Annotated in this window: 20 protein-coding genes; 11 read left to right on the forward strand and 9 right to left on the reverse strand. The window is 61.2% G+C overall.

The genetic code is table 11. The features are described 5' to 3' along the window. The first annotated feature begins 62 nt into the window (after positions 1-62). The 3 genes from rlmD to ACYU70_RS05955 all read left to right on the forward strand — a co-directional run bounded on the left by rlmD (position 63) and on the right by ACYU70_RS05955 (position 2,328). Positions 63-1,475 (forward strand): 23S rRNA (uracil(1939)-C(5))-methyltransferase RlmD, encoded by a 1,413-nt coding sequence (gene rlmD / locus ACYU70_RS05945; RefSeq protein WP_342297300.1) that lies wholly within the window; start codon positions 63-65, stop codon positions 1,473-1,475. Positions 1,476-1,603: 128 nt separating this feature from the next. Continuing rightward, positions 1,604-1,885, forward strand: coding sequence for a GIY-YIG nuclease family protein (locus ACYU70_RS05950; RefSeq protein ID WP_342297301.1), 282 nt, complete (start codon positions 1,604-1,606; stop codon positions 1,883-1,885). A 68-nt stretch (positions 1,886-1,953) separates the two neighbouring features. Further along, positions 1,954-2,328: a hypothetical protein gene (locus ACYU70_RS05955; protein ID WP_305010311.1), complete on the forward strand. Its 375-nt coding sequence runs from the start codon at positions 1,954-1,956 to the stop codon at positions 2,326-2,328. A 183-nt stretch (positions 2,329-2,511) separates the two neighbouring features. Here the strand turns inward: ACYU70_RS05955 and ACYU70_RS05960 are convergent, their stop codons facing one another. The 4 genes from ACYU70_RS05960 to ACYU70_RS05975 form a co-directional block, all read right to left on the reverse strand. After that, entirely contained in the window at positions 2,512-2,976 is a 465-nt protein-coding gene (locus ACYU70_RS05960) for a YybH family protein (protein WP_342297304.1), read from the reverse strand. Between the two features lie 122 nt (positions 2,977-3,098). Further along, a complete protein-coding gene (locus ACYU70_RS05965) occupies positions 3,099-3,623 on the reverse strand; it encodes a hypothetical protein (protein WP_342297306.1) in 525 nt (174 codons plus the stop codon). A gap of 140 nt (positions 3,624-3,763) precedes the next feature. Next, a complete protein-coding gene (gene thiL, locus ACYU70_RS05970) occupies positions 3,764-4,792 on the reverse strand; it encodes a thiamine-phosphate kinase (RefSeq protein ID WP_342297307.1) in 1,029 nt (342 codons plus the stop codon). A 170-nt stretch (positions 4,793-4,962) separates the two neighbouring features. Continuing rightward, positions 4,963-6,138, reverse strand: coding sequence for a T9SS type A sorting domain-containing protein (locus ACYU70_RS05975; RefSeq protein ID WP_342297308.1), 1,176 nt, complete (start codon positions 6,136-6,138; stop codon positions 4,963-4,965). A gap of 287 nt (positions 6,139-6,425) precedes the next feature. On the opposite strand from ACYU70_RS05975, the gene ACYU70_RS05980 reads away from it, so the two are divergent. Both ACYU70_RS05980 and ACYU70_RS05985 read left to right on the forward strand, forming a co-directional pair. After that, positions 6,426-7,046, forward strand: a complete 621-nt coding sequence (locus tag ACYU70_RS05980) for a hypothetical protein (protein ID WP_342297309.1) — start codon at positions 6,426-6,428, stop codon at positions 7,044-7,046. Positions 7,047-7,149: 103 nt separating this feature from the next. After that, on the forward strand, positions 7,150-7,314 hold the full coding sequence (locus ACYU70_RS05985; RefSeq protein ID WP_342297310.1) for a hypothetical protein: 165 nt from the start codon (positions 7,150-7,152) through the stop codon (positions 7,312-7,314). Positions 7,315-7,393: 79 nt separating this feature from the next. Here the strand turns inward: ACYU70_RS05985 and ACYU70_RS05990 are convergent, their stop codons facing one another. Further along, positions 7,394-9,136: a M3 family oligoendopeptidase gene (locus ACYU70_RS05990; RefSeq protein ID WP_342297311.1), complete on the reverse strand. Its 1,743-nt coding sequence runs from the start codon at positions 9,134-9,136 to the stop codon at positions 7,394-7,396. A gap of 107 nt (positions 9,137-9,243) precedes the next feature. Continuing rightward, complete coding sequence (locus ACYU70_RS05995) at positions 9,244-10,344, reverse strand: ferredoxin--NADP reductase (RefSeq protein WP_342297312.1); 1,101 nt, start codon at positions 10,342-10,344, stop codon at positions 9,244-9,246. 195 nt (positions 10,345-10,539) lie between these two features. Here ACYU70_RS05995 and ACYU70_RS06000 point away from each other — a divergent pair, with 195 nt between their 5' ends. Next, positions 10,540-11,226 carry a peptidoglycan DD-metalloendopeptidase family protein gene (locus tag ACYU70_RS06000; protein WP_342297314.1) on the forward strand — a complete coding sequence of 229 codons (687 nt, stop codon included), beginning with the start codon at positions 10,540-10,542 and terminating at the stop codon, positions 11,224-11,226. A gap of 185 nt (positions 11,227-11,411) precedes the next feature. Here ACYU70_RS06000 and ACYU70_RS06005 read toward each other — a convergent pair whose 3' ends face one another. After that, complete coding sequence (locus ACYU70_RS06005; RefSeq protein ID WP_342297315.1) at positions 11,412-12,635, reverse strand: ABC transporter permease; 1,224 nt, start codon at positions 12,633-12,635, stop codon at positions 11,412-11,414. Positions 12,636-12,744: 109 nt separating this feature from the next. Between ACYU70_RS06005 and ACYU70_RS06010 the strand changes: the two genes are divergently transcribed. From ACYU70_RS06010 to ACYU70_RS06020, 3 genes are all read left to right on the forward strand, one after another. Continuing rightward, positions 12,745-13,968: an exo-beta-N-acetylmuramidase NamZ family protein gene (locus tag ACYU70_RS06010; protein ID WP_342297316.1), complete on the forward strand. Its 1,224-nt coding sequence runs from the start codon at positions 12,745-12,747 to the stop codon at positions 13,966-13,968. Positions 13,969-14,294: 326 nt separating this feature from the next. After that, positions 14,295-15,230, forward strand: a complete 936-nt coding sequence (fmt, locus tag ACYU70_RS06015; RefSeq protein ID WP_342297317.1) for a methionyl-tRNA formyltransferase — start codon at positions 14,295-14,297, stop codon at positions 15,228-15,230. Between the two features lie 144 nt (positions 15,231-15,374). Then, a complete protein-coding gene (locus tag ACYU70_RS06020) occupies positions 15,375-15,863 on the forward strand; it encodes a dihydrofolate reductase (protein ID WP_342297319.1) in 489 nt (162 codons plus the stop codon). 69 nt (positions 15,864-15,932) lie between these two features. Here ACYU70_RS06020 and porU2 read toward each other — a convergent pair whose 3' ends face one another. Together porU2 and ACYU70_RS06030 are read right to left on the reverse strand one after the other, a co-directional pair. Continuing rightward, positions 15,933-21,152 carry a putative type IX secretion system sortase PorU2 gene (gene porU2 / locus ACYU70_RS06025; RefSeq protein WP_342297320.1) on the reverse strand — a complete coding sequence of 1,740 codons (5,220 nt, stop codon included), beginning with the start codon at positions 21,150-21,152 and terminating at the stop codon, positions 15,933-15,935. Positions 21,153-21,240: 88 nt separating this feature from the next. Next, entirely contained in the window at positions 21,241-22,356 is a 1,116-nt protein-coding gene (locus ACYU70_RS06030; protein WP_342297321.1) for a putative type IX sorting system protein PorV2, read from the reverse strand. A 378-nt stretch (positions 22,357-22,734) separates the two neighbouring features. On the opposite strand from ACYU70_RS06030, the gene ACYU70_RS06035 reads away from it, so the two are divergent. After that, a complete protein-coding gene (locus ACYU70_RS06035) occupies positions 22,735-23,082 on the forward strand; it encodes a PadR family transcriptional regulator (RefSeq protein WP_305030340.1) in 348 nt (115 codons plus the stop codon). Positions 23,083-23,143: 61 nt separating this feature from the next. Next, positions 23,144-25,807 (forward strand): PspC domain-containing protein, encoded by a 2,664-nt coding sequence (locus ACYU70_RS06040; protein ID WP_342297323.1) that lies wholly within the window; start codon positions 23,144-23,146, stop codon positions 25,805-25,807. Positions 25,808-25,820 lie beyond the last annotated feature (13 nt).

Below are 25,820 nucleotides of genomic sequence, written 5' to 3' on the forward strand. Positions count from 1 at the left end.
AAATCCGTGAAATCCGATAAATCCGCGCGAATCCGTGGCCCGGGCAGTAGTTTTGTCTTCTTATGAGCCGAGCCAAAAAAATAGCCCCCGAGTTACTCCGCAACGTCACCATCCAGGACATGGTCGCCGAAGGCAAATGCCTCGTTCGCGTCGAGAACCTCGTCATTTTCGTGTCCCAAGTCGCCCCCGGCGATGTCGTGGATTTGTACATCACCAAAGCCAAGAAGAGCTTCCTGGAAGCCGTGCCGGTGAAGTTCCACCAGTATTCCGAGCTGCGCGTCGCGCCGTTTTGCCAGCACTTCGGCACCTGCGGCGGCTGCAAGTGGCAGCACATCGGCTACGACACCCAGCTGCACTTCAAGCAGCAGCAGGTGGTCGACCAGCTCACCCGCATCGGCAAAGTGGCCCTGCCCGAGATTCCGTTCATCCTCTCCTCGCCCCAGCGAACCTATTACCGCAACAAGCTCGAATACACCTTCTCGGACAACGGCTGGCTCACCACCGAGCAAATCAACGACGACACCCAGACCTTCGACCGCAACGTGCTGGGCTTCCATACCCCCGCCCGCTTCGATAAGATTATCGACGTGCAGCACTGCCACCTCCAGGCCGAGCCCAGCAACGAAATCCGCCTCTTCATTCGCGACTACGGCCGCGAGCACGGCCTCGAATTCGGCAACATGGTGCGCCAGACCGGCAACCTGCGCAACCTCATCATCCGCACCGCCCAAAGCACCGGCGAAATCATGGTGATTCTGCAGTGCTACCGCCCCCACGAGTCCATCGAGCCCCTGCTGGATGCCCTCTACGCCAAGTTCCCCGGCATCACTTCCCTCAACTACGTCCTCAACAGCAAGGGCAACGAAACCTTCCACGACCTCGAAGTGGTGACCTACAAAGGCAAGCCCTACATCGAGGAAGAAATGGAAGGCCTGCGCTTCCGCATCGGCCCCAAGTCCTTCTACCAAACCAACTCTGAAGGCGCCCATCAGCTCTACAAAGTAGCCCGCGACTTCGCCGACCTCAAGGGCGATGAGCTCGTGTATGACCTCTACACCGGGGCCGGCACCATCGCCAGCTTCGTGGCCCACCAAGCCCGCAAAGTCATCGGCGTCGAGTACGTGGAGCAGGCCGTGGCCGACGCCCACGTCAACGCCGAAATCAACAACATCACCAACACCGAGTTCTACGCCGGCGACATGAAGGACATCCTCACCGCCGACTTCACCGCCCACCACGGCCGCCCCGACGTCCTCATCACCGACCCGCCCCGCGCCGGCATGCACCCCGACGTGGTGGCCCGCCTCCTGGAGCTGCGCGCCCCCCGCATTGTCTACATCAGCTGCAACCCCGCCACCCAAGCCCGCGATTTGGAACTACTAGATGCCGCGTATAAAGTAACGCGCGTGCAGCCGGTGGATATGTTCCCGCATACTCACCATGTGGAAAATGTAGTGGCGCTGGAGTTGAAGTAACGTCTGTCATCCTGAGCGCAGCGAAGGACCTTATCACGCACGAACAGTTTGCAGTAATTTCAAACCGTGCGGCCGTGATAAGGTCCTTCGCTGCGCTCAGGATGACAAACGATTAAAATAACCCTGCCATGCCCTACTACGTGTACATCACCACTAACCCCGCCAAAAAGGTGTTGTACATCGGCATAACCAATAACATCGCGGACCGCCTCGCCCAGCACTACGCCAACCGCGGTTCCGCCGAAACCTTCGCTGGTCGCTACTTCTGCTACAATCTGGTTCACATCGAAGAATACCCGGATGTCAATGCCGCCATTGCCCGCGAAAAGGAATTGAAGGGCTGGACGCGGGCTAAAAAAGACGCGTTAATTGCTATTGATAATCCTGAATGGCAGTTTATTCAAACCTGAAACCGGCGCGGCTGTGATAAGGTCCTTCGCTGCGCTCAGGATGACAGACGATTTCAATAATTAAATAAATGGACTATTTCAACGACCCCGAACTCAATGGCAAATACCTCGGCACCATCACCAAGGATTTTGTGAAGGTGTGCGACACCCTTGCCGAAGCCTCTTCCCAGATTCGCAAGGGCGACTTCAGCCAATACCCCATTTTCGTCTTTGCCAAGCAGGAAGTGCCCCTCGGCGGCCTCCTCGTCAACGCCGACGAGCTGAATCTGGAGTGGCACGTCTTCGCCAGCTACCTCGAGCTCTTCGTGCAGCAAGGCATCATCGACGAAGGCGGCATCGAAGCCTTCAAAGCCACCTACAAGGACGCCGACGAATTCTGCTGCCTCTTCGTGCTCGATGAGGAGTTCACGAATTTCGTATTCGTCCCCTACCCCGAAGATTAATTCAAAGCCCCGGAGGGGCGACATATCGGTAGCAATACCAGATAATCGGGAACACCAAAGCCCCAGCGGGGCGACACTCGTTCAACGAATGTCACCCCGCTGGGGCTTTTGAAACTTTAGCGCCTTCTGTTTCTACCGATATGTCGCCCCGCTGGGGCTAAACCGGCACGATGGCGCAATGAATTAATTCCGGCGCTGCACTGGCAAATCCTCTAGCTGCGCGTAGCTCAACTTCCAGGTATTATCAGCCGCTTTTTTCCAGTAGAAAATGTAGTTTCCCTCGCCAAAACCGGCGGGCTGGCCAGGGCCAGCCGGCTGCACATCCACCGAGAATGTGCCGGCTTCGTAGGCGCTGTTGTCGTCGGTGTTGCTGCTGCTCACGCTGGTTTTCAGGTTGGCAATGGTCGGCAGCGTGGCGCTCACCCACTTCTGGCCCACTTCGTCCTTGCCCTTCCAGTGGGCGTTGCCCTGCACGAAGGTGATGTCGTCGGCCATCATGCCGGTGATTTTGCCGGAGTCGCGGCTGTTCCAGGCGTTGATAAAGTCGCGGTTCAGGTTCTGCACGTTGGCCGAATCAGCCGGCGCTTTCGAGCACGAGGAAGTGAGGGCGGCGGCAGCCAAGAACAGGCTACAAACAAGGGATTTCATACATCCAGAGGGTTGGTGAAAGAAATAGTGGTGGGCCGCATCGCCCACCGTGGCATTACGCTAAAAAAGTCAACCCCCGGGCGCGGACGCCCAGGGGTTGCAAGGTTAAGCAAGAACGGACATTACCAGCTCTTACGACGGTACTCCGAGGTGCCGTAGGGGTGCGAAGCATCGCCATACGCCTCGTTGGGCAAGTAGGCGGCGTTCGAGGTGGCGGGCACAATAGCGTTACCCACCATGGCGTTGGAAGCCGTCAAGCTATTGGCTGGCACCAGCGCAGTTTGGGTGGTGCGGGTAGTCGTGGTCTGGCGGTTGCGGGCCAGGGCCAGCTCGCGGCGATACTCGGCTTCGCGGGCAGCTACGGCACGGCGCTCAGCGGCAGCGGCGGCGCGCTGCTTATTCTTGTTATCAATGTGCTTGCCCACGCCGTAGCCGATGGCCCCACCGGCCACACCGCCTACCACGCCACCCACCACGCGGTTGCGCTTGTTGATGAGCGCCCCGGCAGCGGCACCACCCAGGCCGCCGATTGCGGTGCCCTTCGCCTGCGGGCTCCAGTTTTTGAGGATTTGGGCTTGGGCCGAACGAGTGCTAAAAGACGTGCTCAACAGCACCAGCAAAGCGAAGAGATAAGGAAGCTTTTTCATGGCTTAAAGAATAAAGGAGAAAAGAAATCCGCCCGGATAATGGATAGGAAGACAATTAGCGTGCCATTCCCGCCACCGGCTGATTCCCCCTCCCTAACGGCAGCGCTTAAAGAAGGTTGGAATCCTATATAGAAAACGGGCTAAAAGCTCGTCCAGCCCTGCGCCTGGAGGGGTATGGCCTGGCCCGCCTTGGTCACCAGGTTGGCCCCGTCGGCCTTATCGGTGAGATGGCCGATGATGGTGATGTCGGGGTGATTCTTGATTTTTTCGTGGTCCGTGACGGGCACCGTGAACAGCAGCTCGTAGTCCTCGCCGCCGTTGAGGGCGCAGGTGAGCGGGTCGAGGTTGAACTCGGCCGCCGCTTCCAGCGTGGGGTTAGCCAGGGGGATAAATTCGGTGAACACCCGCGCCCCCGTGCCGCTGGCCGCGCACAGGTGCAGCACCTCCGAAGCCAGTCCATCGGAAACATCAATCATGCTGGTGGGCCGGATGCCGCGCTCGCGCAGTTCGTGCACGATGTCGAGGCGGGCTTCGGGGCGCAGCTGGCGTTGCACGATGTACTCGTAGTTGGCCAGCTCAGGCTGGGTTTCGGGGTCGGCCAGGTAGGCTTGCTTTTCGCGCTCCAGCACTTGCAGGCCCAGGAAAGCGCCGCCCAGGTCGCCGGTCACGCAGAGCAGGTCGGTGGGCTTGCCGCCGCTGCGGCGCACAGCCTCGCCGGTTGGTACTTCGCCCAGCACGGTGATGGCCAGCGTGAGGCCGCCGCGGCTGGCGGTGGTGTCGCCGCCCACCAGGTCCACGTTGTAGGCCTCGCAGGCCAGGCGCATGCCGGCATACAGCTCCTCAATGGCCTCCACGGTGAAGCGCGGGCCGGCCGAAAGGGCTACCACCAGCTGCGTGGGCAGGGCATTCATGGCGGCCACGTCCGACACGTTCACGGCCACGGCCTTGTAGCCCAGGTGCCGCAACGGGCAGAATGAGAGGTCGAAATGAATGCCTTCGACCAGCAAATCGGTGGTCATCACGATATCAGTGCCGGCCGTGGGCCGGATGATGGCCGCATCGTCGCCAATGCCGAGCACGGTGCCGGGCTGGCGCGCGGTGATGTTGGCCTGCAAGCGGCGGATGAGAGCAAATTCGCCAATGGCGGAGAGGGGCGTGAGTTCAGACATGGTTTGAGTTGTCAGTTATTCGTTGTCAGTTGTCAGCACATCCCTGCTTGATGAACAGTATGACAACTGACAACAAACAACGGCCAACTAACCGCTAAGGCACAAAAGTACGCCCACAAAAAAAGGAGGGAATTGCTTCCCTCCTTTTTCGATTTCAACCAACCGGCTGCTTATTCAACAGTCAGCTCTTTGTAGATTTTGGTCTGGCCGTCGGCGCTCAGAATCTGTACGAAGTACAGGCCGGGCTTCAGAGCCGAGATGTTGAGCTCGAGCTTCTCCTGGCCCTGGCCTTTGGCTTGGGCACTAATGCTCTGGCCGAGGTTGTTCAGGACGATAACGCTGCCCACTTTGGCATCTTTGATTTCAACCGTGGCCTTGCCGTGGGCCGGGTTGGGGTACACGCTGATGTTGCTATCGAACTTGCCCAGCGTGCTCAGCACGGCCTGGTAGGTGCCGAAAGGCCCCGTGTAGTCGTTGTGGTTGCCGAGCTGGTTGTAAAGCTGGCCGGCCGGGTTGCTGCTGGGGGTAGTTGCGGGCGGCACAATGGGGCCGTTGAAGGCCGTGGAGTACATGTACCACTCGTCGGCAATGTTGTAGCCACCGACAGCCCGCACGGGCGGGCACGAACCGGGCACGTTTTGCGGAGATGGGTTCACCGTAGTGCCGTGCGATACCGTAGCCCGGCGAATGATGGACTGGTTGGCCGAGGCCACAAAAATTGCGTTGGTGCCGGTACCGTCGAGGGGGTTGGTGCCGCTCCAGTTGCCGCCCGCTGCGCAGGTGGTTTGCAACACGGGGCCTTCGCCAATCACGCCAATCAGGTCCACAATCACGCCATTGCCCACGCCGGCCGTGCCGCTGGGGTAGCGTACCAGGGCCATGGCATCGTCGCCGCTGAAGTAGATGGGGCCGCCGCCCACAATCACCGTGTTGTTGGCGGCCGGAGCCAGCGCATAATCAGAGCAAAACTGGTTGGCCGCGTTCACGATGGCCGGCAACGTTGCCTGCCCGCAGGCAATCACGAAAGTCGTGCGGGCGCTCATGCTGTTGTTGCCGACAGCTACGTGGGCCGCGTTGCTACGGAATACCCGCTCCTCCTGAAAGATGGGGGTGTTGCCGTTGGAGTAGCGCCGTACCGAATACGGGTTCAGGTTGACGGTATTATTGGTAGGGTTGTAAATTTCGAGGGCACGCTCATTGCCGCTTGAGTTGGCCGTTCCGCCGTAGTTTACGCCCGACTGGTGGGCTCCCTCGTTGTATTCCGAGAAAAACAGCTCGGTGCCTTGAGCATGGGCGGCTCCGGCCAGCAGCAGCGCTGCCGAGAGCATCAAGTAGTTCTTTTTCATAATTTTTGAAATGTGTATTGTCAGTGCAACGGCAAAGATACGCGCTTTTCGCGGCTAGGTTCATTACGTTTATGCGTACCTGAAAATCCCTTTTTCTATAGATAATGCTCCTGGTCGGGCCGATGGGTGCGGCGCACATACCGAATCGCCTTATTCGGGCGTTGCAGCCCATATTGCCCAGCTTGAGCCGGGACTATACGTGCCCGGCCGGTTCGCGCATTTTTTTTCACCTGGCCCCGTAGCTTTGCTATGCCGGGACTTTTTCCTTCTGGCTACTTCTTGAATCTATGCGCACTTTCCTTTCTTCTCCGGTCAAAACCGCCGTGCTTTCGCTGTTGATTTTCTCGGGCTGCGCGGCTTCCTGCAAGCGCGACGGTGCCAAGACGGCCGCTTTCAACCCGGCTTCGGCGGCGGCGGCCAAAGCGCAGTTCGACGTGCTGCGCGATTCCGTCGACATCAAATGGCGCAACATGACGGAGAGCGACGACCAGAAAATCGGCATCACCCGCCTGCTGCTGCGCGAGTTGAAGGGCCGGCCCGGCATTGATGCTACCCAACTGCAAGGCCTGGACCGCGCCAATACCCGCCTCAAAGCCCGCCGCTACACCCAGCAAACCATGGCCAGCTCGGACCTGATTGACCAGTACGACATGGCCCAGGACTCGCTGCTGAAAGCCGTGTACCCCGTGGCCGCCCCCAACGGCAACGCCCCCACCGAAAATGCCCGCAATTTTGTGGAGGGCATTCAGCAGCTCGATGCCGGCGTAGTGGCGTTCCGGGTGCAGTACGACCGCGCCGTGCACCAGTACAACGACTACCTGAAGCTGCACCGCGCCGAACTGGAATCACTCGGCGGCAAGTACGCTACGCTCCAGCCGCTGTCATTTTTCACGATTGGGGACAAGTAAATCGGGCTCGGCATTTTGCGCGGGGTAGTCTCGGTATTAAAGCAGCAATTGCTTATCTTTAAGCCTCAGCTACTCAACGTCATTCACCAAACGCCCCGCACATATGCACACCGCTACTTTTTTCCGCCGGCTGCTGCCGGTTATGCTCCTCACCAGTCTCGTCCTGGCTTCGTGCGGAGGCTGCAAAGACCGCGACCCACGCCCCAAAGGCAAATGCGGCTCGACGGCTCCTACTACCACTACTCCTCCTCCCGGCGGCAATTCATAGGCGCCGCTTGTGGCTCCACAACAGAAAAGGCCGGCATAATTGCCGGCCTTTTCTGTGTCTAAACGGAATGCTAATTTGCTTACAGCGCGGCCATTTCCTCGCGCACGAAGTCGGCGAGAGTACGCAGGTACTCGGTGCTGAAATCGAATCGAATGCCAGCAGCAGCGTAAATCTGGCCAATGGGCGCGGTGTAGCCCAGCGCCAAGGCACGCTTGTAGGCGGCCAGGCCCTCGGTAGGGTTCTGACGAAAGTTGCGCCACACGGCAATGGCCCCAAGCTGCGCCATGGCGTACTCGATGTAGTAGAACGGCACTTCGTAGAGGTGCAACTGCTTCTGCCAGAGGTAGGGCTTAAATTTTTCGAGGCCGTTCCAGTCCACGGTGCGCTGGTTGAATTCATCGAAAATCTCGACCCAGCGCTGGTGGCGCTCGGTTTCGGTGTGCGTGGGGTGTTCGTACACCCAATGCTGAAACTTGTCGATGGTAGCCACCCACGGGAAGGTTTCTAGGACGCTTTCCAAGTGTGTTTTCTTGGCGCGGCGCAGGTCTTCCGGGTTGGGGAAGAAAACGTGCCACTGGTCCATGCTCATCAGCTCCATGCTCATCGAGGCCAGCTCGGCCACTTCAGACGGCGGGTGCTTGTCGGCACCCAACGGCAGGCCGCGCGTGAGGAAGCTGTGCACGGCGTGGCCGCCTTCGTGCAGCATGGTCACCACGTCGCGCAGGCTGCTCGTGGCATTCATGAAGATGAAGGGCACGCCGGTTTCGTCCAGCGGGTAATTGTAGCCGCCGGGGGCTTTGCCCTTGCGGCTTTCCAGGTCGAGGTGGCCCATCTGGCGCATGGTGCGCAGGCAGTTGCCGAGGTAGCTGTCGAGGGTTTCGAAGACGGTGATGGTTTTTTCCAATAGCTCCTCGCCGGTGCCGAAGGGGCGCAGTGGCGGCTGGCCGCTGGGGTCCACGTCGAGGTCCCAGGGGCGCAGGGCGGGCAGGTTCAGGTCCTGGCGGCGCTCCAGGTCGAAGTCGTCAATCAGCGGCACCACCGTTTCGCGGATGGCGGCGTGGAAATTGAAACAGTCCTGCGGCGTGTAATCGAACCGGCCCAGCGCGGCAAACATATAGTCGCGAAAATTGGCGAAGCCCGCGTTCAGCGCCACCTGATGACGCAGGGCTACCAGCTCGGTGAAAAGCTGGTCGAGCGGCTGGGCGTCCTGCAAGCGGCGGGCCTGGATGGCGCGCCAGGCGGTTTCGCGCACGGCCCGGTCGGGGTTTTTGAGGCGGTCGGCGGCCTGGGGCAGGGTCAGGTCCTGGCCGTCGAGGGTCACATTCATGGCCCCCACCGTGGCGGCGTACTGCTGCTGTTTGGTGCTGATGTCGGTTTTCAGCGGGATGTTTTCGGCCCGGTAGATTTCCGAAGCCCGGCGCACCGAGCGTAGGAACACGCCATAGCGGCGCTCATCCAGCCCGGCCAGGTGCGGCGAGGCCAGCATCTTTTCGTTGAGGGCGTGGTCGTGGGGAGCTACTTCCGGCTCCACTTCGTTCACGAAATACTGGAAGGCCTCGGAGCGCGCCGGGTCCTGCGTGTCGCAGGTCATGTGAATGTAGCGCCAGGCGAGGTCCTCACTGAGCACCGATTCCAATTCCGAGCGGTCGAGCAGCCAGCGCTCCAATTCGGCGGGCGTGTTTATGGACCGGGCCTGCAACTCCTGGAAGAAGGGCTCAATCGCGGCCCAATTGGTCACGAGAAAGTCTTCGGGCAAATATTGGCGGGGCGGCCGGCTCGTATCAGTGGCCGACTCGGCGGTAGGTTCAGCTAGAAGCATCATAGTACAAGTATAGTAGAACGGAATTCGGAAGAGATGAAACTGTCGCCATTTTATGCGAGCAAACTCCGGGCCGACCTAATTTTTTAGAGCGGCAAGCGTCTGTCATCCTACCCTATTTCAATCACCACGTCCTCCGTCATCGGGTGGCCTACGCAAGTCAGCACGTAGCCTTGTTTCAGCTCCGAATCGGAGAGGCCTTCGCGCTCGTCGAGGTGCACTTTGCCGCTCAGGCACTTGCCGCGGCAGGCGGTGCAGAGGCCGGCCTGGCAGGAGTACGGCAGGTCGATGTCCTGGTCGAGGGCGGTTTCGAGGATGGTTTTGCCGGCGGGCACTTCGATGAGGTACTCGCTGCCTTCGTACTGAATGGTGACGGTGCGGGTGTTCTTCACGTTGTCGTCCGGGCTGGCCGACACGTCGCCGTGGCCGCTGGGCTGGGCGGCGGCCAGTTCGGCGTTGTCGGCGCTGGCCACAAAGCTTTCGCGACGGATGCGGGCCTCGGGCACGTTAAGCAGGCTGAGGGCAGCCTGGGCTTCGGCCATCAGGCCTTCGGGGCCGCACATGAAGTATTCGGCCTGCTCGGCCGGAAACTGGTGGCGCTGCTCCAGAATGCGCAGCAACATGGTGCGGTTGAGGCGGCCGGTGTGGCGGTGCGGGGCCATGGGCTGCAAGGGCTGGCTATACACGTGCTCCACCTGCAGGTGGCCGTTGGAGCGGGCTTCGAGGTCGGCGAGCTGCTGCTGAAAAATCACAGATTCCTCGTTGCGGTTGCCGTAAATCAACAGCACGTAGCTCTGGGGCTCAGCCGCTACCACGGCTTTGAGCATGGCCATGAGCGGCGTGATGCCCGAGCCGGCCCCGATGAGCACCAGCGAGCGGGCCGCCTTGGGGCTGGGGCTGAGCGTGAAGTTGCCGAGCGGCTCCATCACCTCAATTTCCTGGCCCACCTGCACCGTATCGAGCAAATAATTACTCACCAGGCCGCCCGGCACGCGCTTCACCGTCACGGACAGGCGCGGGGCCTCGGCCGGCGTGCTGCTGAGCGAGTAGGCGCGGCGCTCCTTCTTGCCGCCCGGCCCGCAGGGCACTATAAGCGTCAGGAACTGGCCGGGACGGGCTGCGATAGGCGCCCGGTCGGGCCGCTCCAGGTGAATGGTGATAGAATCGGCGGTTTCCTGGGTGATGGCAACGACGGTGAGGGTATGGTACATTGAGCGGGGTAAGCGAATGGGGGAACGAGGGGCCGGGGCGGCGCACTGGTTCGCGGTAAGGCAGTAACAGAAAAGCGGGCCGGATGGCGAAAATATTCCCGCCGGCCCGCCGGCAAAGGTAACTTGCCAGCCACATTACGGGTTTGCGGCCGGGCCGTTTTCCTTTGTGGCCTCACGCTTTTACTTCTCTCGCGCTTGCTCTCCACCCTGCTCCAACGCCATCAGGCCGGCTTCGGCCCCGTGCTGCCCGTCGACCTCAACGGCTCCACCGTCACCCGCCTCGATTTCACCGCCGCCAACCCCCAAATCACCAGCGCCGACCTGCGCGACACCGCCGGCTTCGATGATTTAGTTAACAAAATGCTGGCTGACCAAAATGCCACCATCGGCATCGGCGGCTACCTCGAAAACCGGGTTATTTACCGCCGCAGCGCTCACTTCGGCCCCGGCGCGGCCGAGGAGCCCCGCTCCCTGCACCTAGGCGTGGATGTATGGCTGCCGGCCGGCACGCCGGTGCTGGCCCCGCTGCCCGCCGTGGTCCACAGCCTAGCCGACAACGATAATTTCGGCGACTACGGCCCCACCGTCATCCTGCAACACGAGCTGGAGGGAACGGTCTTCTACAGCCTCTACGGCCACCTCAGCCGCCACGAGTGGCGGGCACTGCGCGTGGGCCAGGCGCTACAACAAGGTGAAGCATTTGCCACCGTTGGCCCTTTTCCGGAGAATGGCGACTGGCCCGCGCACCTGCATTTTCAGTTGATGGCCGATATGCAAGGGCGGGTGGGCGATTTCCCCGGCGTTGCCCGGCCCAGCGAGCGGGAAGCATGGGCGGCCTTGTGCCCCGACCCGAATCTGGTGTTGCGGAGCCGGTATGTTTAGCCGAAGAAGCCCCGTAGGGGCGACATATCGGTAGTAAAACCAAATGATAAGAACGGTAAAGCCCCAGCGGGGCGACACTCGTCTGACGAGTGTCGCCCCGCTGGGGCTTTTGAAACTTTAGCACCTGCCGTTTCTACCGATGTGCCGCCCCGCTGGTGCTTCGTTCGGCAACCCAAGACTGATGTTTAATCGAATTTGATGGCCACTACCGGCTTAATCCGCGCAATCAGGTATGTGGGGATGAGCACGGCCAGCAGCGAGGCGGCGAAAGTGGCCACGTTCAGCAGCAGCAGCATTTTGGGGTCCCAGGAAATCGGGACGCGGTCCATGTAGTAGTTCTCGGGGTCGAGGGGAATGACTTTGAAATAATACTGGATGGCGCAGAAACCCACGGCCACTAGGTTGCCGATGAGCATGCCGCGGATAGTGAGCGAGAGGCCCCGAAAGAAGAACATCCGCCTGATTTGGTTATCCGTCGCCCCCAGCGCCTTGAGGATACCAATCATGTTGGTGCGCTCCAGAATCATGATGAAGATGGTGGCCACCATGTTGAACGTGGCTACGAAAATGATTAGGAGCAGGAAGATGATAACGTTGCGGTTGAGCAATTGCAGCCAGTCGAAAAGCTGGGCGTATTGCTCCGTGATTTTATCGATTTTGAGGTCGTAGGGCAGGCGCTCGTAGAAATTGTCGGCGGTTTTGTCCAGGGTTTTGAAGTCTTTGAGGACGACTTCCATGCCGCCCACCAGCGAGTCGGGCCAGGCGGGGGAGTTCAGCTCCCGAATCTGGCGGATATCACCGATGACGTAGACTTCATCGAACTCATCGAGGCCCGTGGAATAGATACCGCAGACCCGAAACTGCCGGATGCGCGGCGGGTTCTGAATGAAGTAGAAAAGGGCTTTTTCGCCCACGGCGAGGCGCAGCTTGTCGGCCACTTTGCGCGAAATCAGCACATCGTCGCTGGCCGAGGAATCGGAAAAGCTGATGAACTTGCCAGCCACCAGATTTTCGCGCATGGGCGAAGGGCCGCCGGTTTCGGCGATGCCTTTGAGCACCACGCCCAGCACTTCGTCCTTGGTCTTGATGATGGCCGTTTTCACGGCGTAGGGCTGCGTGGACTTTACCTCGGGAAACGCCTTGAGCTGCTGCACCAGCTTGGGGCCGGCGATGGGGGCAACTTCGAGCGAGTTATTGGTGTCGTAGCGCGAAATCTGGAGGTGCGCGCCGAAGGAAAAGATTTTATTCTGAATCTCGTTGCGAAACCCTTGCAGGATGGCAAACGACACCACCATCACCGCCAAACCCATGGCAATGCTGATGATGGCTATTTTTGTAACCGACGAGGTAAAGGAGCCGGAATCGGCTCCCCCGTCAATCTTCTGCGAAATGTAGCGGGAGACATTCATTGTTCAGCCGTAAAGCTACGTTTTGAACCGCTACCGGCCGCGCTCCCGACCTTTGGGTCCGGCGGTGCTCCGCGCCGGGTTCTTTTTTCCGCCCTCTTTTTCACTGTTTATGGTTGGGTTATTCGCTAAAATCACCTTGTCGATGCTGCTGGCGCTGCCGGCCTGCGGCACCACCCGCCCGGCGGCCACGGCCGCCCCGCATACGTTGGCCACCCCGCCCCGCGTTGCCGGCGTGACCGTAGGAGCCGAGCGGCTCGATAAATACCTTCCCCAATTGCAAGGCAAGCGCGTGGGCCTGGTCATTAATCAAACCTCCCGCGTGGGCCGGGCCTACCTCGTGGATACCCTGCGGGCGCGAGGCGTGAACGTGACGGCCATCTTCGCTCCCGAGCACGGTTTCCGGGGCGAGGAGGCCGACGGCGCAACCATCACCGATGGCCGCGATGCCCGCAGCGGTGTGTCCGTGCGCTCGGTGTACGGCAAAACCAAGAAGCCCACCCCCGAAATGCTGGCCGACTTGGACGTGCTCATCTTCGATATCCAGGACGTGGGAGCGCGGTTCTACACCTTCATCAGCACGCTGCACTACGTGATGGAGGCCGCCGCCGAGCAGGGCAAAACCGTCATCGTCCTCGACCGCCCCAACCCCAACGGCGACCTCGTGGACGGCCCTATGCTGGAGCCGGCCCACAAATCCTTCGTCGGCCTCGACCCGCTGCCCATTGCCCACGGCCTCACGGTGGGCGAACTGGCCCAAATGATTAACGGCGAAAAATGGCTGGCCGGGGGCAAGAAATGCGCCCTCACGGTGGTGCCGCTGGCCACCGGCTACACCCACGCCACAGCCTACGCGCTGCCCATCGCGCCCTCGCCCAACCTGCCCACCGCCCACGCCGTGGCCCTGTACCCCAGCATCTGCCTGTTTGAGGGCACCAACGTGAGCGTGGGGCGCGGCACGGCCACGCCGTTTGAGGTCATCGGCAGCCCTGCCCAGCCGGCCACGCGGCCCTACACCTTCACGCCCGTTCCCAATGCTGGCTCGCCCACCCCGCCGATGAAGGGCCAAGCCTGCCACGGCCTCAACCTGGCCGGTGCCCCTACCCGCGCCGCCTCGGGCGGACTGGTGCTGAGCTACCTGCTCGATTTTTATCAGCAGAGCACCGACAAGGCACATTTCTTCGGGAAGTATTTCGAGGAATTATCCGGCACCAATAGCCTACGCGAGCAGATTATCGCCGGCAAGACCGAAGCCGAAATCCGAGCCTCGTGGGCTCCGGGGCTGACCAAGTTCAAGGCCCTGCGCAAGAAATACATGCTCTACCCGGAGCGATAGAAACTCCCCGGGGCTCGGAATCCGGATTCCGAGGCTCGGGGAAACTCCCCGGGGCCTGGAATCCGGATTCTGAGGCTCGGGGAAACTCCCCGGGGCTCGGTTTTGAGATTCCGGGGCTCGGGGAAACTCCCCGGGGCTCGGTTTTGGGATTCCGAGGCTCGGGGAAACTCCCCGGGGCTTGATTTTTGAAAATCAGTCCCCGGGGAGTTTTTAGTAGCGCGAACTTTTAGTTCGCGTCCCCGCGCCAATGCAACGATTGACGTTCGGGGACGCGAACTGAAAGTTCGTGCTACGGTGCTACGGGCGCTGGGCGTTTTCTTTGCCCCATGAATACTCCCCTGCGCCTGGTTTTCATGGGCACCCCCGATTTTGCCGTGCCCACCCTCGAAAGCCTGCTGGCCTGGCCGGGCGGGCAGGTGGTGGCCGTCGTCACGGCCCCCGACCGGCCGGCGGGGCGCGGGCGGCAGCTCCAGGCCTCGGCCGTGAAAATGGCCGCCGAAGCCCACGGCCTGCCCGTGCTCCAGCCCACGAACCTGAAATCGCCCGAGTTTCAGGCCGAACTCAAAAGCTACGCCGCCGATTTGCAGGTGGTCGTGGCCTTCCGCATGCTGCCCGAAGCCGTGTGGAACATGCCCCGGCTGGGCTCCATCAACATCCACGGCTCGCTACTGCCGCAGTACCGGGGCGCGGCCCCCATCAACTGGGCCCTGATGCACGGCGACACGGAAACCGGCGTCACCTCCTTTTTCCTCCGCCACGAAATCGACACCGGCGACCTCATCTTTCAGGATAAAATCACCATCGCACCGGAGGACGATTTCGGCAGCGTCTATGATAAATTGAAAGGGGTGGGCGCGGCCCTGGCCCGCCGCTCGGTGGAGGCCATCGCGGCCGGCACCGCCCCCAGCACCCCGCAGGAACAACGGGCCGACCTCCGCCCCGCCCCCAAGCTCCAGAAGGAAACCGGCCGCCTCGATTTCGCCCGCCCCGCCGCCGAGCTGGTGAACTGGGTGCGCGGTCTCTCCCCCATCCCCACCGCATTCGCCGCCCTGCCCGATGGGCGCATCATCAAGATTTTCCGCGCCGCTGCCCTGCCTTTTGAGGGTGAGTCTGCGCCCGCCGGCACCTGGGCTTCGGATGGCAAGAAGTACCTGCGCGTGGCCGCCGCCGATGCCTGGCTCGATTTGCTGGATGTGCAGCTGGAGGGCAAGAAGCGAATGCCGGTGCAGGAACTGCTGCGCGGGTTTAAGCTGCCGGCTTAGGGCTTTTTTATTGTAGGGGCGGGGCTTGCCCCCGCCCGCCGTTCGCACCGTTTCAATGATTCCGTTCAACGACGGGCGGGGGCAAGCCCCGCCCCTACATCGTTTTAATAACACTCCCATCACCTCCCCTGCTCCCCCAAACCAATGGTTTCCTTCGTCGTGGCCGTAGCCGAAAACAATGCCATCGGCAAAGATGGCGAACTGCCCTGGGGCCACCTGCCCGATGACTTGCAGCACTTCAAGCGCCTCACCCTAGGCCACCCCGTGGTGATGGGTCGCCGCACCTACGACAGCCTCGGCCGGGCCCTGCCCAAGCGTCCCAACATCGTGGTCACGCGCCAGCCCGGCTGGGCTGCCCCCGGCTGCGAAACCGCCGCCTCAGTGCCAGCCGCCCTGGCCCGCGCCCGTGAGCTGGACGAGGAAGTGTGCGTAATCGGCGGTGGCGAAATCTACCGCGAAGCCCTGCCCGCCGCCGACGTCATCTACCTCACCGAAGTCCACCACAGCTTCGAGGGCGACGCCTTTTTCCCCACCCTTGACCCCGCCGAGTGGCGCGAAGAAGCCCGCGAGCGCCACGAGGCCGACGAGCGCCACGCCTACCCTTTCAGCTTTGTGACGCTGCGGCGGCGGTAGGTTTCGGAGATGTGGGCCAATAAAAAAGGCAGCCGATTGGCTGCCTTTTTTGTTTTTCCTTGCGGTCGGCTAGCGCATGAGCACCAGCTTGCCCCAGTCGTTTTTGAAGGCTTTGTCGCCGCCCGTGGCGCGGTGGCCGAACTGAGCGCCCGGGTCATCGAGGGCCACGCGGTAGAGGTAAGTGCCGTTGGCGAGGCGGTCGCCGTAGGTATCGGTGCCGTCCCAGGCAAAGTCGGTAATGTTGTTGCCGATGTGCAGCGGGCCGAGCTCATTCATGAAAATCTCGCGCACCACCTTGCCGGTGAGGGTCACAATCTGGATTTTCATGTTGCGGGGCAGTTCCTGGCCCGTGAGGGTGAACACGAAGCGGGCCTTGCTCACCACCGGGTTAGGGTACGGGTACACGTTGGAGATTTGCGAGGCGTTCACCACTTCAAACTTCACCTGGAAATTCTGGGCACCGGCGCTGGAGTTGCTGGGGTCGCGGCCCTGCACTTCGAGGGTGTACATGCCATCGGGCAGAGGGCCGGTTTTGCCGGGCTCATAGGTGAGCTTGGCCACGCTGCCGTTGGTCTGGTCCACGCTGAAGTGGAAGCTGTTGCTGTTCACATCCATCACCGTCGGCACCGTCTGGCCGGGGCGCTGCAGCAGCACGGTGAAGAACGAAGCGTCGGTGATGTGGCGGAACTTGTCCTCGTCGTTGAGCTGGATGTTGATAACGGGCATGGCCGATACCAGCTCGCCGTTGAGGATGTGGCGGCCATCGAAGGCCACATCAAGCGTCGGGGGTACGTTGCGGTCTACCACCGTGAACGGGGGCAGCGACAGCTCGTTGTTGGCGTAGTTCTGCTCGCGCTGGAGGCGCGGGTTCACCACCACTTCCACCACGAATGTCCCAAACTGGCCCGTCATGTCAAACTTAACCGGAATGGTAAGCGGCGTCTGACTCGGTAGCAGTATGGTGTTCGTGACCACATCTACCGACTTCACTATCGGCTGACCGCTGGCGCTCGTTTTGCGCAGGTTTACGCGGGTGATTAGCGGCGAGGCAAAGGGCGAATCCGAAATATTCTCAAACTTCACCGGGAAGGTAATGTATGCGGAATCAGCGGCCTGGCGTGCAAATTTGGCGGGGTCGTAGTCGGCAGCAGTGGCTAGGTCGCGCCGTACCACGCCTTCGGGCACGCCCTGCGAGGTTACGAGCCACTGCTCCAGCTGCGGCGGAATGCGGGTTACGTTATCGGACAGGGCCAGCTCCAGGCGTAGGTAAGGGTAGGTTTTGGCCGGAACCAGCGTCGTCAGGGACTGCACTGCGGTAGTAACATTGGGCAGCACCACGGTTTCGCGGCCCAGCGAGTCGATGCCCACCACGCTCAGCGTGTGCTGGCCATTCGGCGTCAGGTTGCGGATGGTGCTGTACAGATTAGTCCATTGCTTGGCGGGGCCAATGCGCGTCGAAACAATGCGGCCCGACGGATTGGACTGCTGCAAAGTGTCGCGCAGCACAATGGTCTGAATATTTTTGGCGATGGTGCTGCTGGCATCCGGCCCGGTTTCGTGCATCAGGCGGCCGGTGGTGGCCGTAAGCTTCTGGCCCAGCAGCGCCAGCGGCTCGCCATCGGCCAGCCGGGTGATGAGTTGGGAGCCCAGCAGGGTTTGCAGGCGGTTTTTGAGAGCCGTGGGCAGCAGCGAGTAGCGCAGGCGGTTGGCCGATACCACGGCCACGTATGAGCCCGCCGGAATATCAGTCAGGAACGCATCAAGCTGCTGCTGCCGGGTGGCACTGTAGTTCAGGTTATCGAGCGTATCAAGCGTAGCAGTACCAGTCGGGTCGGACGCTGAGAAGTAGTAAAAATAGTCCGGGGCCTGCCCGCACTGCTGATAGCCCGCCGGCATGGCTACCGGCAGCAGCGATGCCCCGCTGTACACGGCAATCAGCAGGTTGGGCGAGCGCACGCCGCAGCCATACACCGAGGGCTGCCCCGCCGCCGTGCGGATATAAATCCCCGCCCCGCTCAACGAGACAAAGTTGGCCGGGCTGCGGGGGGGGCCACCGCCCCGGGTGCGCAGCACCAGCGGCACCCGCGTGGCCGCAAATTCCCAGCGGCGGGTGGGGGCTTTCACCTCCACGCCGGTGCGGGCATCCTGCTTGAACTGCGTGTAGTGGCTCTGGGACCAGCCGCCGGGGCTGTTCGGAATCACGCGCAGCGAAGAGGTGGCCCAGTCGCCACTTTCGCCGGTAGCCGGGGTATGGAAACGGGCGCGCCAGTACCACACCAGGCTGTCGCGCTGGCCCAGGCGGGCCGGCAGCGTGGGCGTCCACTCTGCCAGCAGGCCGGCCGTGATGGTGGTGCGCTGCACGGCCCCATTGAAGGTGGCCACCGTGTCAATTTCAAAATCGTAGTCGCGCTGCACGCCCAAGAGGGTGTTCGACTGCACCACCAGGCGGGGCCGGTTGGTGCCCGAAATGGCAAACTCGGTAGGGTTCAGGATTGACACGCCCCCACTCAAAAAGGTATAGTCGATTTGGGCCGTATTGTTATTCTCGTTGACCTCCGCAATCTGGTTGTTCGGGTCCAGGGCCACCACAAACGTGCTGCCCCCGCTGGCCCCTACACTGTTGCGCATGGGCAGGGCATACGTGGTATCGGGGCTCCAGGCGGCCCGCTGGGTGAAGGTGTACACCGTGTCGGCACGGGTAGGAGTTGTCGTGTTAAACTTCCGCGTCACCCGAATTACCAGGGGCTCGTAAGGGATTTTGCCGGGGTTGGAGACACCCACGTTCAGCACAAAGTCGTGCGAGTCGGCCCGCACCGTGGTCTGGCCTGGGGCGGGCACAATGGAAACCCGGGCCGAGCTGGCAATGAAATCGGGCAGCGGCGGCGCGTACAGGCTCAGGGTAGGGTCGCCCTGCCAGCCAGTGCACAGCAGCTGCTCCTTTTCGTAGTCCTGCGTGAAGGTGCTTTGCAGGCGGCGCACCACCTCGTCGTGCACCACCGTAATGGGCTTGCCGTACCAGGCCGGGTCGTTGAACAACAACCGATAGAGCGTATCCTGGGCCATCTGTAAGGGCGTGGCGTAGCTGAAACCTGATTCGGCCAGCGAGCCCAGCGCCCCCCTGCGGTCGGCAAACAGCCAGTCTTCTACCACGGTGTTCACCCGGGTGAAGGTGGAGTTAGCGGCGCAGCCACTCAAAAACAAAAACGGGTACTTGCGGTAGTTCGCAAAGGCCGGCATGGTCGACGGCATGCCGAAGTTGAAGGTGAAGCTGGTGGGAGCCGCGTGGCCAAAATAGGAAATCACCGAAACCCCGGCATTCAGCTGGGCCGAAATATCAACGTTGACCGGCAGCGGCGTATTCCGAACCAGCGTCTCCACACTCCCCCCAAACAGCGGGCGCTCGACGCGGGCCTTCGCCGCATCCATGTAAGACTTGTATTCAACTGCCTCGCTGGCATCCTTTGCCCCAATCAGGTGCAGGATATTTTTGCGCCAGGGCTGGGTGCCCAGCGGCTCCAGGTTCTGCAGGTCCTGGTCGATTACCTTGTTCAGGTAATTCATTATCTGCTGCGGAGTGGTGACGGTGAGGCGACCCGTGTGCAGCTTGGCCACGAAGTTGTTGTTCATGTAATCGGCCGTCAGCAGGTTGTCCGATACGGAGCGGGAGCTGGTGGGCACCAGGTCAAGGCCAAACTCCCCGCCACGGGCGAAATAAGAACCACCGGCTGGGACCGGCTCGCTGGGTACAATGCCCTTGCCCAGCAGCAGCAGGTAGCGGTTGGTGGCATTGGGCGTGGCCGCCGCCAGCCACCGCGTGAAGTGCCGCAGGGCCAGCCACGACTTTTCGCCGTAAAAAAACTGGTCGTAGAGTTGCTGCGAAGTCACCATGAGCGTGTCGTAGCGCCCGCCGGCCGCCGAGGCCCGGTAGTTGGCATATGCACGGGCCGCGTTGGGAACGGTCCCGGCGGCCCGCATCAGCTGCGGGTGCGTGATGATGACGAACGTAGGCACCGCCGGGTTGATGGTCCGGAAGCGTATCTGGCGGGCCGGCAGGGGCTTGGGCAGCGTGGCTTCATCGGCCAGCAGGAGGCGGTGCGTGGCCGCCGCCGTAGCGCCCGGAAACACGAAGCGCTTCAGCGCCGCCGTAGCGCCTTGCGTGCCCACCACCCGCTGCACGTTATTTAAATCGTTGATATCAAACCCGACCACCGTAGCGGGCACATTGGCCAGCTCGTACGTGGCGGGGCCGCTCAGCAGCGAGTCGTTCTGAAACAGCAGCCGATTGCGGTTCGCCAGCCAGATTGGGGCCTGAGCAGCGGTGGTGCGAAACAGCGAGAGGCAGAAATTGTCGTTGGCGGCAACCGGAGCCATCTCCTTGAGCTTAACCGTGACCGTGCCGGTGCTGCTCACGTCAGAGGCCTGGAGCTGGAACGTCTGTTGCGCCCGTACCAAACCAACGTAGTTTACCACCCCCAACACGCGCTCGGCCCCTGCCCCGGCGGGCGGCACCACCGTTACCTGGGTGTGGTGGGGCACGCCTATCCCCCCAGAGTACAGGTTGAAATCCTGCCCACCAAACAATACCACGTTGATGCGCGGCAATGGCCCCGTGGCCGACGGGCTAACCGATACCGAATCAATGGTGAAGACTCTGTCAACGTCGTGGCCATAGGCCATAAAGAAGTTCTCGCCGGCCTCCAGCCAGGGCAGGTACGTATTGAGGTTCTGCGGGTAGTCGATGAATCCGTTGGAGGCGGTGGGCGAGTTTCGCTGGTCCAGCTTCTCACGCAGGTAGTGCGGGTGCACGGTGCCGCCCGCCGCTACCGGGGCCTGCATGTGGCGGCCGGCGGTGCCGCTGCGCCAGGTCAGGAAATAGCTGGCCGTATCGGTGTAGAGGCTGTAATACTGGTTGGGCTGGTCGGCCGGGTTTTTATATAGTTCAACGTCCAGCCGGCCATCGTTGTGCACGGCGTAGAATTCGAGAAACGACGTGGCATCCAGCGTGGCCTGGTTGCCGCCCGCGTAGGTAGCAATTTCCCGGCCGCGCCGCCAGATTTGAAGTTCATTGGGCACCACGCCGGTTATACCGGCCTGGGTAAGGTACTGATAATCAATTTTATATAAGCCATCCCGGACTATTTTCATTTTATAATACGTCTGGCCGGGCACAATCCATTCATTGCCCACCGGCCCGGACTGGGCCTGGACGGCGGCGCTGGTCAGCCATAGCCCCAGCCACATCAGCAGCACTGTCCACCTCCGCGTCGAATACTTGTAGTTTTTATTCATTCTATTTTGAAATTTATTTATTACTTCCCAACATCTACGCAGTCCGCTGCCAATCAGCCTACTAGTGTCAGTAAAATATTTCGAACTACTATTTGAAGCCGTAGCCCAGCGATACAATCAGCGAGTTGGTCTGCGAAGCGCTGCCCAGCTTTTCCACGGCCAGGCGCGAGAGCGCCAGGTCGATGCGCAGGCCGCTCACAGCCACGCCGGCCCCGAGGCTGTACTGGCCCTTCCACTGCATGGACTTATCCACCACGCTGCTGATTTTCTGAAAGTTGCCGGCCCCGCCGCGCAGAAACACCAGGTTTTTGTAGCCCAGCTCCACGCCTAGGCGGGGCTCCACGCTTACCGTTTTACTGGAAATTAACGTGTTGCGCTGGCCATCGGTGGTGGCCTCCAGGTCGACGGCCACGAGGGCGGAGAATTGTTTGGGTAAATCAAAGCGACGGCCCACGCCCAGCACGAAGCGCGGCAGCGTGATTTCGGTGCTGTTTTTCGGAATAGAGTCCGACTTGACGGCCACGTTGCTGTTCAGCCCCTTCACGTACTCGGCCGAGTTGATATTCCAGGAATTGAACGTGGTGGTAATGTCACGGGCCATCAGGGCCAGGTTCCAGCCTTTGCGGTTGTACTGCACGCCAGCATCAATGCCAAAGCCGTAGCCGTGGGCAAACTTGCCGATGTTGCGGTAGATGATTTTGCCACTGCCGCCCACGCTCAGGCCTTCCACGCCCAACTTGCGGGCGTAGGAGAGCAACAGGGCGTAGTCGGCCACCGAGAAATATTCAATCTTGCTGTAGTCGACATAGCCGTACTCGTTCACCAGGGCGCGGGTATCGGCAATGTTGTCAACCCCGAGACGCAACACGCTTACGCCCAATGCACTCTTATCATCGAGCGGCATGGAGAAGGCAGCGTAGTCGTTTTTCACCACGCCCGAGAACAGCTCGGAGTGCATCAGCACGCCGTCGTACTTGTGGGTTTGGTTGGTGAGGCCGGCGGGGTTCCAGTAGCCGGCGGTGGCATCGGAGGCCAGGCTCACCTGCACCTTGCCCATGCCCAGGGCACGGGCCCCCACGCCGATGTTCAGGAATTCGTTGCTGTACTTGGGCGTTTTGGTAGACTGCGCGGCGGCGGGCAGGGCCAGCACAGCGGTGGTCCCCACGAGGGCTAGCCCACGGGCAACTGAGGAAAATTGAGGCATAGAAAGGCGTCTGGTAAAGTTTGCGCGGACGGAACGCAAGTTACTCCATTATAGTGCGTCCGACCCCGCGAATTTCAAGCCAGAATACCGGATGCGGGCTATTTCTGTTGCAAGCCGCTTGGCAGTGTCCAGCTTTTTATGGCCTGTAGTGCTACTGACCAGGCCTGATATGAGCCACTCCCCTGCTGGGCCGTCCAAGAATAAAGCTGGGCTATTAGCGAAATGCTATCAGATTTAACAAAAATTTTATCTCTGATAATCAGTAGGTAACAAAGTATTTTTATTGATTTGATTGAATTATTTATCCAGTACCTTGCGTTACAAAGTACCTACCATACATTTGTACTGTTCGTCACCCACTAGTCAACCTACTCGCCCATGAAACTCGAGAACACCCAGGTTCAGATGCGCAAGGGAATCCTTGAGTTCTGCATCCTGGAAATCATCGCCCGCGGCGAAGCCTACGCCTCCGACATGCTGGAGGAATTGACTTCGGCCCGCATGATAGTGGTGGAGGGCACGCTCTACCCGCTGCTGACCCGCCTCAAAAACGCTGCCCTCCTGGACTATGTGTGGAAGGAAAGCACCAGCGGCCCGCCCCGCAAGTACTACACCCTCACCGATGAGGGCCGGAAATTCCTGGAGGAGCTGCGCGATACTTGGGAGGAAATGGCCACTTCGGTGGGCATTATTCGCCACAGCCGGCCGCCCGGCGACATTCGCTAACTCCCCTTCTTTTTCTGCTTCACTCACCAGCATTCAATTGGCCCGTTCGGCCTTCTTTCACATGAAAAAGAACATCAGTATCAACCTGCAAGGCATCATCTTCCACATCGAGGAAGACGGTTTTGAAGTCCTTAGCCGCTACCTGGCCGAGGTGAAAGCCCACTTTGCCAACTACCGCGGCCACGAGGACATTGTGGCCGACATCGAGGGCCGCATCGCTGAGTTGTTCTCGGCCCGCCTCTCGCCCATGCAGCAGGTCATCAGCCTGGACGATGTGAACGCCATGACGGCCAAAATGGGCCGCGTGAGCGACTTCGCCCCCGAGGCCGACGAGGACGACGAAGTAACCGCCGACGAAGCCGCCGCCTCGGCCAGCTACGCCCGCCCCGGCACCAGCGCCTACACCACCGAGCCAGTTGCTGCCGCTGCCGCCGCCGCCACCGACGAGCCCAAGCGCCTGTACCGCGACATGGCCAACCGCAAGATTGCGGGTGTAGCCGCCGGCATCGCCCAGTACTTCGCCGTGAACCCGCTCTGGATTCGCCTGGCTTTCGTATTCGGCACTATCTTTTTGCCCGCCAGCAACATCTGGATGCGCCACAACACGCGAGTGGACTTTGGTGGCTGGGTAATGCTGGCTTACATCATCCTCTGGATTTTGCTGCCCAAGCGCTACGATGCCCCCGCTCACCCCGAAGCACTGCTGAACTCGGGGCCGCTGGCCGGCCGCCGCTTGTTCCGCGACACGGGCACCGGTAAAATCGCCGGGGTATCGGCCGGCCTGGCCGCCTACTTCAACATTGATGTGACGCTGGTGCGGGTGATTATGCTGGCCGGCCTGTTTGCCGGAGGCTTCACCCTCCTGCTCTACATTATACTATGGATAGTATTGCCCGAGGCCAAAACGGTCTCGGACAAGCTCCGTATGCGCGGCGACGCCATCACGCTGGAAAGCTTTGATAGCAGTGCCCGCAACAACGCCTTCGCCGACGGCCCGGCCACGACCAACCGCCCCGTGGGTGAATTTGTGGAGGATGCCGCCCGCACGCTGCGCCCAGCCGTTGATTTTGTGGGCTCGGCCATTCGGGTAGTGGCGGGCATTCTGCTCACGATGACCGGGTTTGGCCTGCTCCTGGCGCTGGCCATTGGATTGGGCGCGAGCATTGGCCTGTTTCCCAATGCTGAGAACATGATATTCACCCACGTGCTGCTCCACGGCGTGCCTACGTGGGGCCTGCTGGCCGGCTTTCTGGCCATGGGCATTCCGGCCCTGGCTTTGCTGCTGAGCGGTTTGAACCTGCTCTTCCGCCGCTCGCTGATGACGCGCACCGTGGCCTTGTCGCTGCTGGGGATTTGGTTGCTGAGCGTGGTGGGCGTGACGGTGGCTGCGGTTCAGCAAAACCGTAATTTCCAATATGATGCCGAAGTGGAGCAGCTGGAACAATTCTCGAAGCTGACCACACCGGTAATTATGTTTGACTCGCGCCGGGTGGACCGCGACTGGGACCAGCACGTCGATGTGAACCTTGCCGCCGCCGATAGCGGCAAAGTAGTGGAAGTGCTGCGCACCCTAAGCGCCAAAGGCGTGAACGAAGCCGAAGCCCGCCGCACGGCCCTCACCACCATCGACTACACGGTGCGGCCAAGCGGCGACTCTTCGCTGGTGTTCGACGACCATTTCTCCTTCCTGCCCAACTCGGCCTTCCGCAAGCAGGAGCTGAGCATCACCATCCGCCTGCCCCGCGACCGCACCTTCCGCATGAGCCGCGACTTCGCCTTCGACATCCTTAACGACGACGACTTCGTGGGCAACCGCCGCCCCGAAGACCCCGAGCAGCACCGCTACCGCCTGCGCGGCAACAAGCTGGAGTGCATCGGCTGCACCGACGAACAGCTCGGCCGCGATGAAGAGGACAACGACAACGATGGCCAAACACACATCAACATCGATAGCGACACCAACGACGAAGCCGACAGCAACGATGACGGCGACAGCGGCGACGACGAGGGTAACCACGTAGGCACCACCATCAACTACGGCGGCGCGCCCTCCTTCGACACCGATATGAACAGCTACGGCAGCGCCCGCCGCACCTTCCAGGAATCCGGGTTTAGCCGGGTGAGCGTGGCCGGCGGCTACCGTGTGGTGGTGCGCCACGGCGACAGCTTCAAAGTGGAAGCCGGCGGCAACGACAAGGCGCTGGGCGAAATGCGCGTAGAGCTCCACGGCAACGAACTGCAAATCGGTCCCCGCAACAGCCGCGGCTTTTTCGGCGGCAACTGGGGCAACAACCAGAGCAAGGTGCTCATCCGCATCGAGCTGCCCAGCATCGACCACCTAGAGTTGGCCGGGGCCGTGCACGCTGATTTCGGTGGCTTCGAGCGCCAGGAAGAGCTGCACGTGGAGCAGGCCGGCGCCAGCCACCTGCGCCTGAATGGCAGCTTCGGCACCCTGAAACTAGAGCAGGCCGGTGCCTGCCGCACCACCGCCACCGGCCAGGCCGACAACCTCGACCTCGACGCCGCCGGCGCCTGCGAGCTGGCCGGAGCCAACCTGAAAACCATCGATACCAAGGTTTCCATCGCCGGCGTGTGCAAAGCCCGCCTCAACGTGACCGGAAGCCTGGAAGGCGACGCCGTGGGCGCAAGTGAAGTGGCTTACAGCGGCAAACCCTCCCGGGTGAAAATGGACGCCACCGGCCCCTCCAGCATCAAACATCTGTAAATGCCGGAATTTC

It is taken from the genome of Hymenobacter segetis (assembly GCF_054776495.1).